The sequence below is a fragment of the Cronobacter malonaticus LMG 23826 genome (genome assembly GCF_001277215.2).
GTDB classification, from domain to species: Bacteria; Pseudomonadota; Gammaproteobacteria; order Enterobacterales; family Enterobacteriaceae; genus Cronobacter; species Cronobacter malonaticus.
The window spans coordinates 3,563,265-3,579,595 of record NZ_CP013940.1; the positions used below are offsets into that span (position 1 = coordinate 3,563,265).

The 16,331-nt window shown below is 57.0% G+C and carries 17 protein-coding genes and 1 pseudogene; 6 read left to right on the forward strand and 12 right to left on the reverse strand.

Annotation, left to right across the window (positions count from 1 at the left end; genetic code table 11):
• Positions 1-17: 17 nt before the first annotated feature.
• From AFK66_RS16680 to AFK66_RS16705, 6 genes are all read right to left on the reverse strand, one after another.
• On the reverse strand, positions 18-335 hold the full coding sequence (locus tag AFK66_RS16680; RefSeq protein WP_007780949.1) for a PTS sugar transporter subunit IIB: 318 nt from the start codon (positions 333-335) through the stop codon (positions 18-20).
• Positions 336-404: 69 nt separating this feature from the next.
• On the reverse strand, positions 405-2,465 hold the full coding sequence (locus AFK66_RS16685) for a beta-galactosidase (protein ID WP_007790403.1): 2,061 nt from the start codon (positions 2,463-2,465) through the stop codon (positions 405-407).
• Between the two features lie 97 nt (positions 2,466-2,562).
• Positions 2,563-3,762, reverse strand: a complete 1,200-nt coding sequence (locus AFK66_RS16690; protein WP_007705440.1) for a glycoside hydrolase family 53 protein — start codon at positions 3,760-3,762, stop codon at positions 2,563-2,565.
• 4 nt (positions 3,763-3,766) lie between these two features.
• Positions 3,767-4,618, reverse strand: a complete 852-nt coding sequence (locus tag AFK66_RS16695) for a sugar ABC transporter permease (RefSeq protein ID WP_007780942.1) — start codon at positions 4,616-4,618, stop codon at positions 3,767-3,769.
• Between the two features lie 9 nt (positions 4,619-4,627).
• Positions 4,628-5,911: a carbohydrate ABC transporter permease gene (locus AFK66_RS16700; protein ID WP_085958945.1), complete on the reverse strand. Its 1,284-nt coding sequence runs from the start codon at positions 5,909-5,911 to the stop codon at positions 4,628-4,630.
• 109 nt (positions 5,912-6,020) lie between these two features.
• Positions 6,021-7,244, reverse strand: a complete 1,224-nt coding sequence (locus AFK66_RS16705; protein ID WP_007780940.1) for an extracellular solute-binding protein — start codon at positions 7,242-7,244, stop codon at positions 6,021-6,023.
• 359 nt (positions 7,245-7,603) lie between these two features.
• Between AFK66_RS16705 and AFK66_RS16710 the strand changes: the two genes are divergently transcribed.
• The gene (locus tag AFK66_RS16710; RefSeq protein WP_007780939.1) at positions 7,604-8,713 is read left to right on the forward strand and encodes an ABC transporter ATP-binding protein; all 1,110 of its coding nucleotides are present in this window, start codon (positions 7,604-7,606) and stop codon (positions 8,711-8,713) included.
• Positions 8,714-8,851: 138 nt separating this feature from the next.
• A complete protein-coding gene (gene symE, locus AFK66_RS16715) occupies positions 8,852-9,214 on the forward strand; it encodes an endoribonuclease SymE (RefSeq protein ID WP_007780936.1) in 363 nt (120 codons plus the stop codon).
• 34 nt (positions 9,215-9,248) lie between these two features.
• Here the strand turns inward: symE and AFK66_RS21700 are convergent, their stop codons facing one another.
• Positions 9,249-9,413: a DUF1127 domain-containing protein gene (locus AFK66_RS21700; protein ID WP_007790389.1), complete on the reverse strand. Its 165-nt coding sequence runs from the start codon at positions 9,411-9,413 to the stop codon at positions 9,249-9,251.
• A gap of 176 nt (positions 9,414-9,589) precedes the next feature.
• On the opposite strand from AFK66_RS21700, the gene AFK66_RS16720 reads away from it, so the two are divergent.
• Both AFK66_RS16720 and AFK66_RS16725 read left to right on the forward strand, forming a co-directional pair.
• On the forward strand, positions 9,590-11,008 hold the full coding sequence (locus tag AFK66_RS16720; RefSeq protein WP_007780934.1) for an aminotransferase-like domain-containing protein: 1,419 nt from the start codon (positions 9,590-9,592) through the stop codon (positions 11,006-11,008).
• Between the two features lie 53 nt (positions 11,009-11,061).
• On the forward strand, positions 11,062-12,327 hold the full coding sequence (locus tag AFK66_RS16725; protein ID WP_007780932.1) for a DUF445 domain-containing protein: 1,266 nt from the start codon (positions 11,062-11,064) through the stop codon (positions 12,325-12,327).
• Positions 12,328-12,334: 7 nt separating this feature from the next.
• Here the strand turns inward: AFK66_RS16725 and AFK66_RS16730 are convergent, their stop codons facing one another.
• Positions 12,335-12,829, reverse strand: coding sequence for a DUF2569 domain-containing protein (locus AFK66_RS16730; RefSeq protein WP_007780928.1), 495 nt, complete (start codon positions 12,827-12,829; stop codon positions 12,335-12,337).
• A 175-nt stretch (positions 12,830-13,004) separates the two neighbouring features.
• Between AFK66_RS16730 and AFK66_RS21705 the strand changes: the two genes are divergently transcribed.
• Positions 13,005-13,256 (forward strand): MarR family transcriptional regulator, encoded by a 252-nt coding sequence (locus tag AFK66_RS21705; RefSeq protein ID WP_179944219.1) that lies wholly within the window; start codon positions 13,005-13,007, stop codon positions 13,254-13,256.
• 329 nt (positions 13,257-13,585) lie between these two features.
• On the forward strand, positions 13,586-14,689 hold the full coding sequence (gene gldA, locus AFK66_RS16735) for a bifunctional L-1,2-propanediol dehydrogenase/glycerol dehydrogenase (RefSeq protein ID WP_007780919.1): 1,104 nt from the start codon (positions 13,586-13,588) through the stop codon (positions 14,687-14,689).
• 71 nt (positions 14,690-14,760) lie between these two features.
• Here the strand turns inward: gldA and AFK66_RS16740 are convergent, their stop codons facing one another.
• The 4 genes and pseudogenes from AFK66_RS16740 to AFK66_RS16750 form a co-directional block, all read right to left on the reverse strand.
• Entirely contained in the window at positions 14,761-15,159 is a 399-nt protein-coding gene (locus tag AFK66_RS16740; protein WP_023899498.1) for a putative T6SS immunity periplasmic lipoprotein, read from the reverse strand.
• A gap of 176 nt (positions 15,160-15,335) precedes the next feature.
• On the reverse strand, positions 15,336-15,662 hold the full coding sequence (locus tag AFK66_RS16745; RefSeq protein WP_032968597.1) for a DUF1493 family protein: 327 nt from the start codon (positions 15,660-15,662) through the stop codon (positions 15,336-15,338).
• Positions 15,656-15,853, reverse strand: a pseudogene (locus AFK66_RS23070) (STM2901 family protein); the annotation flags it as partial. The gene AFK66_RS16745 and the pseudogene AFK66_RS23070, both read right to left, overlap by 7 nt.
• A 69-nt stretch (positions 15,854-15,922) precedes the next feature.
• Positions 15,923-16,330, reverse strand: a complete 408-nt coding sequence (locus AFK66_RS16750; protein ID WP_230582666.1) for a putative T6SS immunity periplasmic lipoprotein — start codon at positions 16,328-16,330, stop codon at positions 15,923-15,925.
• Position 16,331: the final 1 nt, after the last annotated feature.

The following is a 16,331-nucleotide window of genomic DNA, read 5'->3' on the forward strand; positions in this document are numbered from 1 at the left end:
GTTATCCCGCTTTTTTATCACGCGTTTCTGAAACGCTCATCCAGTAGTTTGCGCAGCGCGTCGGATTGCTTACCGAAAATCGCATGGACTTCCTGGCCGAGAATAATCACGCCTAATGCCCCTTCCGACTGCAACGCCTCGGTATCGACGCGGGTCAGCTCTTTGACTTTGACGCGCAGACGCGTCATGCAGGCGTCCACGCTCTCAATATTCTCCTGCCCGCCGAAATCTGCCACCAGACGCGCGATCTGCTCGCGCTCCTCTTCGGTTAACGTCTGGGTAGTGGCGGGCTGCGGGCGGGTGACGTGGTGCAGAAACGATTTCAGGCTAACCATAGCGGCTCCTTTTTCAGACCAGATAATAAAAAAGCGCCCGTTCGGGTGAACGGGCGCGCAGGGAACAACTCAGGCGAGGCGGCGACGCAGAATGCGACAGCCCCACGGGGCGAGCGACAGCCTGCCGCTCAGCGCGTCGCCGGTCAGCATATCGGCGCAGCCCTCCGGCAGCGTCACCGACTGCGGCGCGCCGGTGTAGTTTTCAACGAAGATAAACGCGGATTCGCCATCATGACGGGCATGCGCGGTGACGCCCGGCGGGAAATCCGCCGCCAGCGCGCGCGTAAGCGCCAGCTCGTTAATAATGTTGGCGAAGAAATCGCGCTGGAAGGCGAGATCGTTACGCGAGGCCACATACCAGGCTTTGCCCGCGCCAAACGCGTTCACCGTCACCGCCGCGCGTCCGGCATAGAAATCGTCGCGATAGGTGGCAAGCGCCGTCGCCCCTTCGGTGTGGATGAGATCGCACAGATGGCGCACCTGATACGGCCCCTGCAAGCCCGCCTCGTTGCCCGCCAGCCCCTGAATCAGGTTGCGTTCGCCGTCGGCGAGGCAGTCGATCTCTTCCGCCCAGATGCCCAGCAGCTTACGCAGCGGGCCGGGGAAACCGCCGAGATGGCAGAGATCGGTCTCGTTGACGATGCCGCTCCAGTAGGTGGTCACAAAGTGGCCACCCTGTTCGACAAAGGCTTCGGCGCGCTGCGCAAACCCGTCGCGCACCATGTAGAGCATCGGCGCGATAACCAGTTTATAGCCGCTGAGATCGGCGTCGGCGTTAATGATATCGACCGCGATCCCCTGCTCCCAGAAGGGCCGGTAGTGCTCGGCGACGGTCTTTTCATACTCCAGCCCCAGGTTGCGCGGCCCCTGCGCGTCATCCATCGCCCAGCGGCTTTCCCAGTCGAAAATCACCGCCACCTGCGCATCCACGCGCGCGCCGACCACCGGATCAAGCTGGCTTAAGATATCGCCAAGCTGCGCCACTTCGCGCCCGATACGGGTGTCGAGATGACCGACGTGATCCACCACCGCGCCGTGGAATTTTTCTACCGAGCCGCGGCTCTTGCGCCACTGGAAGTACTGCACCGAATCCGCGCCGTGCGCCACCGCCTGGAGCGAAGAGAGAATATGCATGCCCGGCTTTTTCAGCTTGCTGGTGGGCTGCCAGTTGGTTGTACCCGGCGTCGATTCCATCAACACGAACGGTTTGCCGTGCTTTAAGGTACGCATCAGGTCGTGGTACATGGCGGTGTAGCAGGCAAGCTCGGTTTCGTCTTTATCGCGGTGCCACATCGGGTAGCTGTCCCAGGAGATAAAGTCGAGCGGCTCGGCGAGCTGCCAGTAGTCGTAATCGTAGAAATACTCCATGAAGTTGGTGGTGGCCGGTAATTCCGGGTTCACCGCCTTCAGCGGGGCCAGTTCGTGACGGCAGAAATCAGTAACCTGCGCGGTGTTAAAGCGCCGCCAGTCGAGATTCAGGCCGTGAATAGAGTTTTCGCCCTGCGGCGCCGGAGATTCAATCTGCGACCAGTCGGTAAAGGTGTGGCTCCAGAACGTGCTCCACCAGGCTTCGTTCAGTTTATCGAGCGTGCCGTAGCGCGCTTTCAGCCAGCCGCGGAAATTCTCCTGGCATAAATCGCAATGGCACTCGCCGCCATATTCGTTGGAGATATGCCAGCCGAGCACCGCCGGATGGTGCGCGTAACGCTCCGCCAGCAGGCGGTTGATGGTCGCGGTTTTGTCGCGATAGACCGGCGAACTCATGCAGTGGTTATGACGGCCGCCATGCAGCGCCGGAACGCGGTCGCGCCCGACGCGCAGCACCTGCGGGTATTTCTGCGACATCCAGGCCGGACGCGCGCCGCTCGGCGTGGCGAGAAACACGTGAATGCCGCCCTGATACAGCTTGTCGATAATCTCGTCGAGCCACTCGAAGCGAAACACGCCCTCTTCAGGCTCCAGTTTCGCCCAGCTAAAAATGCCCACCGACATCACGTTGCATTTCGCCTGCTGCATCATGGCGATATCGCTCTCTACCGTGCCGGGGTAGTTCTCCCACTGCTCCGGGTTATAGTCCGCACCGTGCAAAAGGGCGCTGACCTTCGGACTTAAAGGCGCAAATTTGTTCATTTAGAGGCTTCCTGATACGGCATACCCGTCCGGCGTCACCCGGCGGGCGCGCGGCCTGCCGGGTGAGAGCATCAGGGTATAAATGGAATAAAAAGGATTAATTAAAGACTTTTACCGATGGCAGCACGTTGCCGTGGCAATCGAAAAACGCCTGGTTTTCGCGGGCGTTGCCGGTTTTCCATTCATCATGGATATATTTCATACCCGCAGGCGTCGCCCAGGTGTTCCCCGGTACGGCAATCCAGGCCGGCTCCCAGTAAAAAATGCCTTTGCCGCGATGGTTTTCGACGTTCGCCACGCTCTGCATCAGGTCATGCACGTAGTCGTACTGGCCCTGCACCGTCGCCGGGTAGCCGCCCTCTTTTTCCTCTTTCTGCTGGAAGCTGTTTTCGGCGTTGTCGCAGTTCTCCAGCGTGTACGCATAGGCGGCTTCCACCACAATCACATCTTTGTTGTAGCGTTTGCTGATGTCGTCCATATTGGCTTTCAGCGCGCTGATGGGGCCGTTCCAGTAGGTGTACATCGAGAGCCCAATCACATCGAACGGCACCTGGCGTTTGGTGATTTCATCGAACCACCAGCGGAAGGTGTCGTTTTTGGTGCCTTCGGCCAGATGCAGCATGATTTTCACCTGCTCGCCCTGGGTCAGGTTTTCGCGCAGGCCGCTGATGGCGGCATTCAGCAGGCCCGCGAGACGATCAAACTCGCCGCCGCCCTGCCCCCAGCTTTTGCCTTCCGGCCACAGAATGCCGCCGTTAATTTCATTGCCGATCTGCACCATATCCGGCAGCACGCCCGCCTTTTTGAATTCGGCGATGGTGTCGCGGGTGTAGTCGTGAATCGTGGTTTTAAGCTGGTCGTAATTCTGGTTTTCCCAGGCTTTCGGCTTGAACTGCTTGCCAGGATCGGTCCAGAAATCGCTGTAGTGGAAATCGAGCAGCAGGCGCATTCCCTGCGCTTTCACGCGTTTTGCCAGCGCAAGCGTGGTGGCGAGATCGTTGGTGCCGCCGCCGTAAGGCGCGCCCGCGCTATCTTTCGGGTCAACCCACAGGCGCAGGCGCACGTAGTTCACGCCGTTCTCGCGCAAAATGGTCAGCGCGTCCTGTTGCTTGTGATCGGCGTCGTAGAACTTCGCGCCCTGGCGTTCCAGCTCCGGCAGCGTGGAGATATCCGCGCCCTTGATAAAATCCGCCGGGAGGTTAAGCGGCTTTGGCGTTATCTGCGTCATGTTGGCGGCGAAAGCGGAAAAACAGCAGGCCAGCGAGACAGCAAGCAGTGCAGGTTTACACAGTTTCATCAGATTATCCTTTGGTACTGCCGGAGGTCAGACCGGAGACGAAGTATTTTTGTAAGGCCAGATAGAGAATCGCGACCGGCACCGCAATCAGCACCGCGCCCGCGGCGTAGGTGGTGTAGCTCGCACCCATCTTCTGCGCGACCAGGTTATAAAGCCCGATCGGCAGCGTGTATTTATCCGGCGTGCGCAAAATGGTGCTGGAGAGAATGAAATCCCCGAGCGGCCCGGTAAAAGAGAACAGCGCCACCACCGCCACAATCGGTTTAGAGAGCGGCATGATGATTTCGATGAAAATCCGGAAGTTGCTGGCGCCGTCCATGCGCGCGGACTCGTCGAGGTCTTTCGGGATAGCGTCCAGATAGCCTTTCATCAGGTACGTGTTCATCGGGATCATCCCGGCGACGTAAATCAGCACCAGCGCCAGGTGGCTGTTAATCAGCCCGAGCAGTTGCGAGAGCACGAAAATGGCGATCAGCGCGGAAAACTGCGGGATCATCTGCAACAGCAGGAACAGCATCAGCCCGTTCTGGCGGCCCTTAAAGCGAAAGCGCGAGAACGCATAGGCGGTGAAGCTGACGCTGATTAACGTCAGCACCATCGTCATGAAGCTGATTTTCATCGAGTTCCAGTACCAGGTGACGTAATTCACCTGGCCGTTGAAGAGATCGGCGTAGTGCTGGAACGAGAGGTTTTCCGGGATTATCGAGCTGCTGAGCAGGCTGTTGCCCGCGTTCAGCGACGCGCCCACCGTCCAGATCAGCGGATAGATAATGATTGTGCTGACCGTCAGGATCACCAGCCACGAGAGCGAGAGCCGCAGCCACTTTTCCTGTTTCATGCTTTGTCTTTTAGCCATGGTGTCTCCTTATGCCGTCTCGTCATTTTTGAACGACTTTGTGGCGCGGAACTGCCACAGCGCCAGCCCCACCACAAAAATGGAGAGCAGGATGGTTATCGTCGCGGCGATGGCGTACTGGGACGAAGACATCGTTAGCTTGTAGATCCACGAGACCAGAATATCGGTGCCGCCCGCGTTGGAGCCGGCCACCGCAGGCCCGCCGTTGTTAAACAGGTAGATGATGTTGAAGTTGTTAAAGTTGAACGTGTATTGCGTGATGATGATGGGCGCAATCGCGTAGAGCACCAGTGGCAGCGTAATGGTGCGCAGGCGCGTCCAGGTGCTGGCCCCGTCCATTTTCGCGGCTTCATACAAATCATCCGGGATCGCCTGCAGCACGCCGGTGGTCATCGCGAAGACAAACGGGAAGCCAAGCCACGTCTGCATCATGATGAGCGCGGTTTTGGTCCAGAACGGATCGGTCATCCAGGGCTTCGGCGCGATGTTGAAAAACGCCAGAATCGCGTTGTTAATTACCCCGAAGCTGTCGTTAAACATCCCGGCGAACACCAGAATGGTGACAAAGCCCGGCACCGCCCACGGCAGAATGAAAATAGTGCGGATAAGCGGCTTAAAGCGCAGATCTTTCTGGTTCACCAGAATCGCCAGCAGCACGCCCACGGTGCACTGGAATGTGGTAGCGAGCAGCGTCCAGACCACCGTCCACTGCAACACGTCAAAGAATGTCGAGCGCCAGATGGAGAGCGTGAAAATATTGACGAAATTCTTAAGCCCCACCCAGTCCACCAGCTTCGCGGGCGGCGTGTGGTAGAGGTTGTAGTTGGTGAACGCGATGGCGAAACCAAAAAGGATCGGGAACACCACCAGGAACACCAGCAGAATAAAGCCGGGCGCAATCATCAGATACGGAAAGCCGTCCGAGAGCAGCAACTGATACTGTTTACGCACGCTGTTAAGCGTCAGCCCTTCGTCGCGGCGCTTGCCGTTTACCCAGGCGTCGCGCAGCGAGAAGTAATAGACCGTCAGCCCAAAGCCCACCACCAGCAGGCTCAGAATCCCTTCCGCCAGCAGGAAGATGGAGTTGTCGCGCGGCACCTCTTCACCCAGCGTATAAAGCCCCCACAGCCCCACACGCAGGAAATCGTGAAATACCCCGAGAAAGCTTGCCAGCAGCACCAGAAAGGTGACGCCTTTTAGCCACTGACGGTTATAAAACTGACCCACGCCCGGCAACAGAGCGCAGAGCAGCGCGCACCAGGCGTGTCGGCCCGCCCCTCGGGCAACGGGCATCTTTTCGCTGGGACTGATAATCACACACGGCTCCTTCTGAAAACGGGAGGTGTCCCTCCCGCCTTTAACGGTTCATCCGGCAACGCCCGCAGACACCGCCGGGTACGGCTTACTGATTACTGGCCTGCATCGCTTCAATCTGCATGGTTATCTGTTTCACCGCGTTATCGAGCGCGGTTTTCGGCTCCTGCTTGCCAGTGACGCTCAGCTCCAGCGCCGCGTTGGCAGGCGCCCACACTTCGCCCATTTCAGGAATGCCCGGCATCGCGCTGGCGCGCGCCGCCTGTACGGCTACCGCGCTTGCTTTCTGGTCGCCTTTGATCACCGGATCGTCCATCAGCGCCACCAGCGGCGGGATCTCGCGGGTCGCGATGTAGCGCGTTTTCACATACTGCGGCTGGTTGATGAACTCGATAAACTGCTGCGCCAGGGCTTTGTCTTTACTCCAGGTGGAAACCACGTAGCCTTTCACGCCGAGAAACGAGCTCATCGGTTTGCCATCCGGCAGCGTCGGCAGCGGGGCCACGCCGTAGTTAATGCCTGCGGCTTCGTAAGGCTGGAACGCCCACGGGCCGTTAATCACCGCCGCCGCTTTTTTCTCGGTAAATAGCGAATCGATAGCGTTCAGGCCGTTATCGCCGATGATCCCCGCCGGAAAGACGCCATCGGCATAGAATTTTTTCAGGAAGGTGACGGCTTCCACCGCGCCGGGCTTGTTGAGGCCGACATCCAGCGGATTAAAGCCGCCTTTGTCGTTTTTCCCGAAAATGTAGCCGCCCATCGGGCCGATAGCGCCCCAGCTGTAGTAAATCTGGTCGAACTTGGCGAGCAGGCCGTACTGGTTTTTCGCGCGCTGTTGTTTCGAGAAGTCATACCAGGCCTGGAGGCTGTCGAACGGCTTTTCCACCAGATCTTTGTTGTAGATAAGCACCAGCGTTTCGACGGCTTTCGGCACGCCGTACTGGGCGTTATCCATGCGGAACGCCGCGACGGAAGACGGCGTAAAGGCGTCGGTCTGCGCTTTATCAAGCGTCAGCGGCGATAACAGCCCCTGCACCACCGCGCCGCCCAGCTGATCGTTTGGGATCACCAGCACATCCGGGCCGATCCCCGCCGGGCCGTCGAGACGCAGTTTTTCCAGCTGCTGGGCGAACGGCATCTCCTGCATGTTCACTTTCACGTCGTACTGCTTTTCAAATGCCGCCACGGCATCCTTAATTCCGGCGGATTTTTTAATGTCTTCCCACACGTTAAGCTGTCGGGTCGCCGCGCTGGCACCAGCGCTGACCATCAGGGCGGAGATAACCAGGGCGGTAAGGATGTTCTTTTTCATTATCAACCTCATGTGAAGGTATAACAATTACGTCGTTTTTATTACGTGCTTCGCTTCTGTTTTAAAACTCAATCGCTGTAACCACGCAGCCTGCAAAAGCCCACTCAGCGAGTTTTCATTTTGTTATACGCTACGCTTACAACCCTGATAACTCTACAAAAAACTGTGCGTTGTGTGATCGTCGTTACAGAAATGAAAACCGGCGATAGGGGGCGAAATCCGGGGAAGTTATAGTCATGACACTGATTTAAAGCCGTTGCGTATCACTCCGCTGACTTGTTACACGTAATACAAAATAAGGTTCAGCGCCCGTCAGAAACGCCCGCGGCCACCACGGCTTACACTTTCGAGGAACCCTGATGTCCAGCATAAGACTGAGGAATGTCACCAAACGGTTCGGGAAAACCGAAACTCTGCACAATATCAATCTCGATATTGCCGACGGCGAATTTGCGGTGTTCGTCGGGCCGTCCGGCTGCGGAAAGTCCACGCTGCTGCGCATGATCGCGGGCCTTGAAGAGGTGAGCGACGGCGAGGTGCTGATTGGCGATGAGGTGATGAATGACGTCGCGCCCGCGCACCGCGGCGTGGCGATGGTCTTTCAGTCCTACGCGCTCTACCCGCACATGACAGTGGCGGAGAACATGGGCTACGGGCTGAAGGTCAATAAAGTACCGAAAGATCAGATCCGCCATCAGGTAGAGATGGTGGCGAAAACGCTGCAACTTTCGCACCTGCTGGACCGCAAACCCAAGCAGCTCTCCGGCGGCCAGCGCCAGCGCGTGGCGATTGGCCGCGCGATTGTGCGTAACCCGCAGGTGTTTATGTTTGACGAACCGCTCTCCAACCTTGACGCCGAACTGCGCGTTGAGATGCGCCTGCATATCGCGAGGCTCCACCAGGAGCTGAAAACCACGATGGTCTATGTCACTCACGATCAGATTGAAGCGATGACGCTCGCCGATAAAATCGTGGTGATGAACTACGGCAAAGTGGAGCAGATGGGCTCGCCGATGGAGCTTTACTACAACCCGGTCAATAAATTCGTGGCCGGGTTTATCGGCTCGCCGAAGATGAATTTCCTGCCAGCCACCGTGGCACGCTGGGAAGACGGCGCGCTGGACGTCACGCTCTCGCAGGGCAAAACGCTGCGGCTCGCCATTCATACCGCGCCGCTGAAGCAAGGCGATGCGGTGACGCTGGGCATTCGCCCGGAGCATCTCTCCACCGGCACGCAGGCGGAAGCCTCGTTAACGTTTAACTGTGAAGTGGTGGAGCGCCTTGGCAACAACACCTATCTGTTTGGCCAGTGTTACGGGCATGACAACGTGAAAATTCTGCTGCCGGGCGACGTGCATTTCAGCCCGTGGCAGGCGGTGGAAGTGGGCTTTAACCCGCGCGACTGTATGGTGTTTGACGCCGACGGCCTGCGCATCAGCGCCGAAACCGACATCCCGCACGCGCATTAATTTCCTCCTGCGTCGGCCCAGGGCGGGCCGACGATTTTCCCGCTGCTTTTCGGATTTCACAAAGATCCCCTCCCTCCAATACTGTATATAATACCAGTATTTCACAGACTGCCTTTATTGCCCGTTTAAGGAGGAACTATGTCGATGTCATCCGTACTCCCTGAAGTTTTACCTGAGGCGCTGGCGTTACCAGCGCCCGTCGCGCTGACCGAGCCGCGCCGCATCCGCGTGAGCTACGCCAGCCGTTTTCATGACGGCGTGAACCTGGCCGCGCTGACGCTTCGCGGCAAATGGCTGGAGGAAGCCGGTTTCCCTACCGGCACCGATGCAGACGTGCGGGTGATGCCTGGCTGTATTGTCATCACGGCGCGCGCGCCGGAGCCGGAAGATCCGCCGCTGCTGAGATCCCTGCGCCGCGTCTGCAAGCTGTCGGTGCGCAAGCAACAGCAGGTGCAGGAGTTTATCGAGGTCATCGCCGGCAAGCGTAAAAAGAAAGTGTGAATGCGCGCGGGCAACATGCCGCCCGCGCCGGGGTTTAATACGTATCGTCGCGTCGCAGCCCGACGTCGCGCAGCTGCGCCTCGTTCATTCTGCTGAGCACTTTTCGGGTCTGCGCGCGCCGCCGCCAGGCCTTCCAGGCGCGCCAGATCAGTATGAAGCCAATAAACGGTCTGCGGGGTCGGTTCTCGTGAAATTCCATCGTCGCTCTCCTGTGTCAGGCTGAGCCTTATGATGGCCGGGATCGCCCGCAACAATACAGATTCACAAAATCTATTTGTTAGCCATACAGAAGCGCGACATACACGGCTGAAAGGCGTATTGTGCCGTTATCTGTACCGGTTTTGTGATCTGTACTGTATCAAGGGAGCATACAGCATGACGCGTTATCAGCACCTCGCCTGCCTGCTGGCGGAGCGTATCGAACAGGGCCTTTATCGCCACGGTGAAAAACTACCGTCGGTACGCAGCCTGAGCCAGGAGCACGGCGTCAGCATCAGCACCGTACAGCAGGCGTATCTGGTGCTGGAGAATCAGCAGCTCATCGTGCCGCGCCCGCGCTCGGGGTATTTTGTCGCGCCGCGTAAAATGCAGCCGCCGGTGCCTGCGATGACGCGCCCGGTACAGCGCCCGGTCGAAGTGACGCAATGGGATGAAGTAATGACGCTCCTTGACGGGCGCGGCAATAAAAGCCTGACCACATTTGGCGGCGGCGCGCCGGACATCACGCATCCCACGCTTAAACCGCTCTGGCGCGAGATGAGCCGAGTGGTGCAACACAATCAGCTGGATGTCTTTAGCTATGACGATCTGGCGGGCCGCCCGGAACTGCGCCAGCAGATAGCCCGCCTGATGCTGGATGGCGGCGCGAACATCAGCGCTGACGAGCTGATTATCACCAGCGGCTGCCACAATGCGCTCTCTGTCGCTCTGCTGGCCGTCTGCAAGCCCGGCGATATCGTTGCCGTGGAATCGCCCTGCTACTACGGCACCATGCAGCTGCTGCGAAGTCTCGATATCAAAGCCATTGAGATCCCGACCGATTCGCAGACCGGCATCAGCGTCGAAGCGCTTGAGCTGGCGCTGGAACAGTGGCCGATTAAGGGCATCATCCTGGTGCCGAACTGCAATAACCCGCTCGGCTTTATCATGCCCGATGCCCGCAAGCGCGCGGTGCTGGCGCTGGCCCAGCGTCACGACATCATCATTTTTGAAGACGATATCTACGGCGAGCTGGCGACAGACTACCCGCGCCCCCGCACCATCAAATCCTGGGATATCGACGGGCGCGTCATACTGTGCAGCTCAGTCACGAAAACCCTCGCCCCCGGCCTGCGGGTGGGCTGGATAGCGCCGGGGCGTTACCACGAGCGAGTGCTGCAGATGAAATACGCCGCCAGCGGCACCAACGTGCCCGCCACGCAGCTCGCGGTAGCGGCGTTTATCCGCGACGGCCACTATCACCGCCACCTGCGCCGGATGCGCCAGCACTATCAGCACCAGATGGAAACCTACACCTGCTGGGTGCGTGAATATTTCCCGTGCGGCATCTGCGTCACGCGCCCTAAAGGCGGCTTTATGCTCTGGATAGAACTGCCAGAGAGCGTCGATATTGTCTGCGTGGCGCGCCAGTTAACGCGCCTGGAAATTCGTGTCGCCCCCGGCTCGCTCTTTTCCGCCTCGGGCAAATACCGCAACTGCCTGCGCATCAACTGCGCGCTGCCTGCCAGCGAGCATTACCGTGAGGCGCTGCAACAGATTGGCGAAGCGCTGCATCACGCCATGGAAGAGAGCTGAGACTCCGGAGTTATCCCCTGTCGCAACCGCCGCATGGGTTATATGCTTAACGCATGGAAAAATTAGCTGAATTAAAGCGCGCCAAGCGTCTGGCGCTCGGCCTGCTGCTGACGGCGGCGGCCACTTTTGTCACTACGCTGTTTTTGCCGCCCGGTTTCTGGGTCAGCGGCGTTAAGGCTATCGCGGAAGCCGCGATGGTGGGCGCGCTGGCGGACTGGTTCGCCGTGGTGGCGCTGTTTCGCCGGGTGCCCATTCCTTTTATCTCGCGCCACACCGCGATTATTCCCCGTAAAAAAGACCGCATCGGCGAAAACCTCGGGCAGTTTGTGCAGGAGAAATTCCTCGATACCGACTCGCTGGTCGCGCTGATCCGCCGCCACGAACCAGCGCAGTTGCTCGGCCAGTGGCTCAGCCAGCCCGCCAATGCGCAGCGCGTCGGCCAGAACCTGGTGCAGGTGATGAGCGGTTTTCTGGAACTCACCGACGATAGCCGCATTCAGGGTTTACTAAAGCGCGCGGTGCATAAGGCAATTGATAAGGTCGATCTCACCCAGACCAGCGCGCTGATGCTGGAGAGCATGACCAAAAACAACCGTCATCAGGTGCTGCTGGATGCGCTTATCGGCAGGCTGATTCGCCTGGTGCAGAAGCAGAGCACGCGCGATTTTATCGCCCGCCAGATTGTCCACTGGCTGAAGACCGAACACCCGCGGAAAGCGAAAATTCTGCCTACCGAGTGGCTTGGCGAACACAGCGCCGAGCTGGTCTCCAGCGCCGTCAATTCCATGCTCGACGACATCAGCCACGACCAGGCGCACCAGTTGCGTCTGGCCTTTGACCGCATCACCGTAGATTTTATCGAGAAGCTGAAAAGCGACCCGGAGATGGCCGAGCGCGCCGACGGTATTAAGGCGTACCTGAAAGAGGACGAGGCGTTTAACCGCTACCTGGCGGAGCTGTGGGGCGATGTGCGCGGCTGGCTGAAGAACGACATGCAGGCGGAGGATTCCCGCACGCGCCAGCGGATCGCCGATGCCGGGCAGTGGTTCGGCGAATCGCTAATGGCCGACAGCGCCCTGCGCGCCTCGTTCAACGAGCATCTTGAACAGGCCGCGACCACCGTCGCGCCCGAGTTCGCCACATTCCTGACGCGCCACATCAGCGACACGGTAAAAAGCTGGGACGCGCGCGAGATGTCGCAGCAGATAGAGCTCAACATCGGCAAAGACTTACAGTTTATCCGCATCAACGGCACGCTGGTCGGCGGCACCATCGGGCTGGTGCTGTATTTGTTGTCGCAGATACCCCGCCTGCTCTGAGCCGTTATTACCGTACAAACACCTGCGCGATGCGCGGGGACTTTAAAAAATATGGGAGCCAGCACGTGACGCCGATAAACGCCGACAGGACGCTGCGAATGCTGCTGTTATCCCAGCTCGCCCCAAACAGGCTCACCGGCAGCACAGCAAACCACAGCGCGCTTACCACCCCTGCCAGATAGTAGATAACCATCGCGCGGGGCGTGTGCCGCTTACGCTGAAAGAAATGCCAGCTCGCATACGCCGTGATGCCAATAAGCGCCACTAACAGCACCACCGCGCCTGCGGCATACCACGTAATAATGCCCGAGCGGCTGAAGTACGCGCTTATCGCACTGATCAGATCAAAAAACTCCACCGGCAGAAAGATCAGGCTGAAAATAAGCCCGGCGGCTGGCAAGTACAGTAACCCGTTAATTTTACTGGCTTCCGCTTTTTCGCAAGCATGACATAGCCCCGACTCTTTGTTCGGCTCATTTTCATTGCACTGGATGCACTTCATTTTCTTTCCCTGTTAATTTCACTTAAATTAAAAAATGGCGAAGTAGTGATGAGATATCACAGGCAGCATAACGCAAGCGGAGGGCGTGGCGAAGGGGATTGATCAGTGAATGGATTAATGGTCTGACGTCGCGCAGTGTTAAAGAGCGTGTTTTATTGCATCCGGACGCACTGAAATGAAAATACCCCATACGGAACTTAATGTCCTGAGAGTCATGGCAGAAAAAGAGACCGACTGGACGTGGATAATGCTGGATCGCACTCTTGCCATTCGTGGCATTGAAGGGTTTAGCAATGTTGCGAATATTGTTACCGGCCTTGTGAATAATGGAATGGTTGAGACTGTGTATACCGAGAACACCTCAAAGCCTCGTTATCGCGTATCACCACAAGGCCACCAGTTATTAAGGGAAAATAATGATAATTAACGAGGCGGGACTAGTCGACATAACGCCTTCAATACCTGCGGGCATGGATCATTATCAAATTTCAGCGCAAGGCATGAAATATCTGGAAGCACTCCATCAGCAAAAAACAGCGCAAAAATAATTACGTATTCTGCCGGATGACGACAATACCGTTTAATAAAAATGATTTAACGCGTTGAATTCCCTGCCCGCAGGCGTGACGCAATCGCACCTCCTATAGATATAGCGCAATAAATGCGCGCGCGCCCGGCAGTAGAGTCAGAGGCTGAGAAGTCTGAGCAAGACAAGGAAACACAGCAGGTTAACTCACTCTCTGAAGGAGGAATGTTATGGATCGCATTATTCAGTCACCCGGTAAATACATTCAGGGCGCAGGCGTGCTCTCCCGCATCGGCGACTATTTAAAACCGCTCGCCGAACGCTGGCTGGTCGTCGGGGATAAATTCGTGCTCGGGTTTGCAGAAGAGACGCTGCGTCAGAGTTTTAAACAGGCGGAGCTTAGCGTCGAAATCGCGCCGTTTGGCGGCGAGTGCTCGCAAAATGAAATCGACCGGCTGCGTAAGCTCGCCGATAGCGCCAGCTGTACCGCTGTGCTGGGCATCGGCGGCGGGAAAACGCTCGATACCGCAAAAGCGCTGGCGCATTTTATGGCGGTGCCGGTCGCTATCGCGCCGACCATCGCCTCCACCGACGCGCCGTGCAGTGCGCTTTCGGTGATTTATACCGACAGCGGCGAGTTCGACCGCTACCTGATGCTGCCGCACAACCCGAATATCGTTATCGTCGATACTCAGGTTGTGGCGGGCGCCCCGGCGCGCCTGCTGGCATCCGGCATTGGCGATGCGCTGGCCACCTGGTTTGAAGCGCGCGCCTGCTCGCGTAGCGGTGCCGCCACCATGGCGGGCGGCAAATGCACCCAGGCCGCGCTGGCGCTTGCCGAGCTGTGCTACAACACGCTGCTTGAGCAGGGAGAAAAAGCGATGCTGGCGGCCGAACAGCACGTCGTCACCCCGGCGCTTGAGCGCATTATCGAAGCCAACACGTACCTGAGCGGCGTGGGCTTTGAGAGCGGCGGCCTGGCCGCAGCCCATGCTATCCACAACGGGCTTACCGCCATTCCGGACGCGCATCATTACTACCATGGCGAGAAAGTCGCCTTCGGCACGCTCACCCAGCTGGTGCTGGAAAATGCGCCGTCAGAGGAGATTGAAACGGTTGCCGCGCTTTGCCACAGCGTCGGGCTGCCCATTACGCTCGCGCAACTTGATATTAAAGAGGATGTGCAAACCAAAATGCGCCTGGTGGCGCAGGCGGCGTGCACGGAGAGCGAAACCATTCACAATATGCCGGGTGGCGTGTCGCCTGAGCAGGTGTATGCCGCACTGCTGGTTGCCGACCAGTACGGCCAGCGCTTTTTGCAGGAATGGGAATAAGCGCGGTGAGTGGTTGTGTTTAAAAGCGTGTTGTTTGAAAAAATCCCCGCTGCGGCGGGGATTTTTATGCATTACTTCTGCTGGTTGTTTTTATCGGTATTAGCAGAACTGTTTTCAGGAATCACGAATGCAGCGTGAATAAGCTTCCGGAAGTCGTATTCTTTATTGTTCAGGCCGTAATACAGCGTGTAGTTTTTGTTCGGTTTAAAGTGATAACCAAAAACAGGCAAGCACTGGTTACGCGCCGGATGAACCGGCTTATCGTTAAATACGTCATAGACGAAATCATTCTGTTCGCTACCAATCTGGACAGACGTAATATAGTCGCCTGGCGTCACCGGGTAGGTAATGCAAACGTTGTTGCCAGAAAGCGTCACTTGCGCAGGTACCTTATCCGGCAGGCGATCGCCTGGGCCGGGGCATCCTGCCAGCAGGAAAAGCGGAAATAACGTTACACTTTTTCTTATCACTTACTCTCTTACCGTTACGATTTTGCGATACAGCCGTGGTATGTCACGCAGGTTGTCATTTCCGCTATACCGGCCCTGGCGGTTTGGCGCGTGAAAGCTTATCCATATATTGATTCTTTCTGAGGCCTGCATCCCTGAAAAGCCCTGACCAATACAACGAAAACCAGATTCAGGATTTATTCATATAACCAGCGGCCAGCTCTGGCAGAGGCGATCAACATCCCAATAGTGAAACCCGGCACCGGAATGGGTTCCGGTTTTTTAAAGATATTCCATGAGAAAGGTGAGTCAGGAAAATAGGTTTTAATCGTAAACCCGGCGCGATCCACGTTAAATGTGGTAAAAAAGGCATCCATCAAATCCTCTATTTCAGCCTCGTCTATTTGCAGATCGGTATCTAAATCCGTTTCCGGCGTCAACGGGACTTCCTTCCCCGTGAAGAGATACGTACCAGCGTAAGGCCGAATGAGTTCGTAAATCTGCTTTTCGAGGTTGTCTACCATATTTTGTCATCTCCTCTGGCGATAGCGTTGTAATCGCGTATCGTACAGAAAATAATTTGTGAGACATCTGCCGACAAAATAATAACACCGAGCAAAGGAATAGTCCGGCCAATAAAAGGGGCGATATTGCGAATCATTACCCGACGCGCTGTACATGGCGTATAACCGCCTCGCCATGTAGATAATCTGACTGGCTATCATGAATATAATAGTGGTGCGAAGAGAAAACATAGTGGTGGTAAGAGACTCGCAACAGTTAATCAGCCAGCTCGACCATATGGTGTCAACCTCAAGCTACCCTTCTCATCCTGCTCCAGCGAGAATCTCGCAACATACGTCTTGCCCGGCTCAGTAGTGTTTTTTTCTATTTGATAAAAAGCCGCATACCTGTTTCCAGGCTTAAACTCAAAGCCAAAGGCGGGAAGGCACTCCCCCTGGACGACGACAGGTTGCTGCGCATAACGACCGAAAGTTTTATATATTTCCTGCTCGGCACCATTGCTTATATGTACAGAAAATATCTTTTCACCCGTGCGGGCTGGAGTGGTAATACATACCTCATTGCTGATAAGTCTGACCTGTGCAGGTTCCTCAACAGGGATAGCATCCATCGGGCCTGGGCAGCCAGTCAACAGAAACACCATCGCAATTAATGTATATTTATTCATC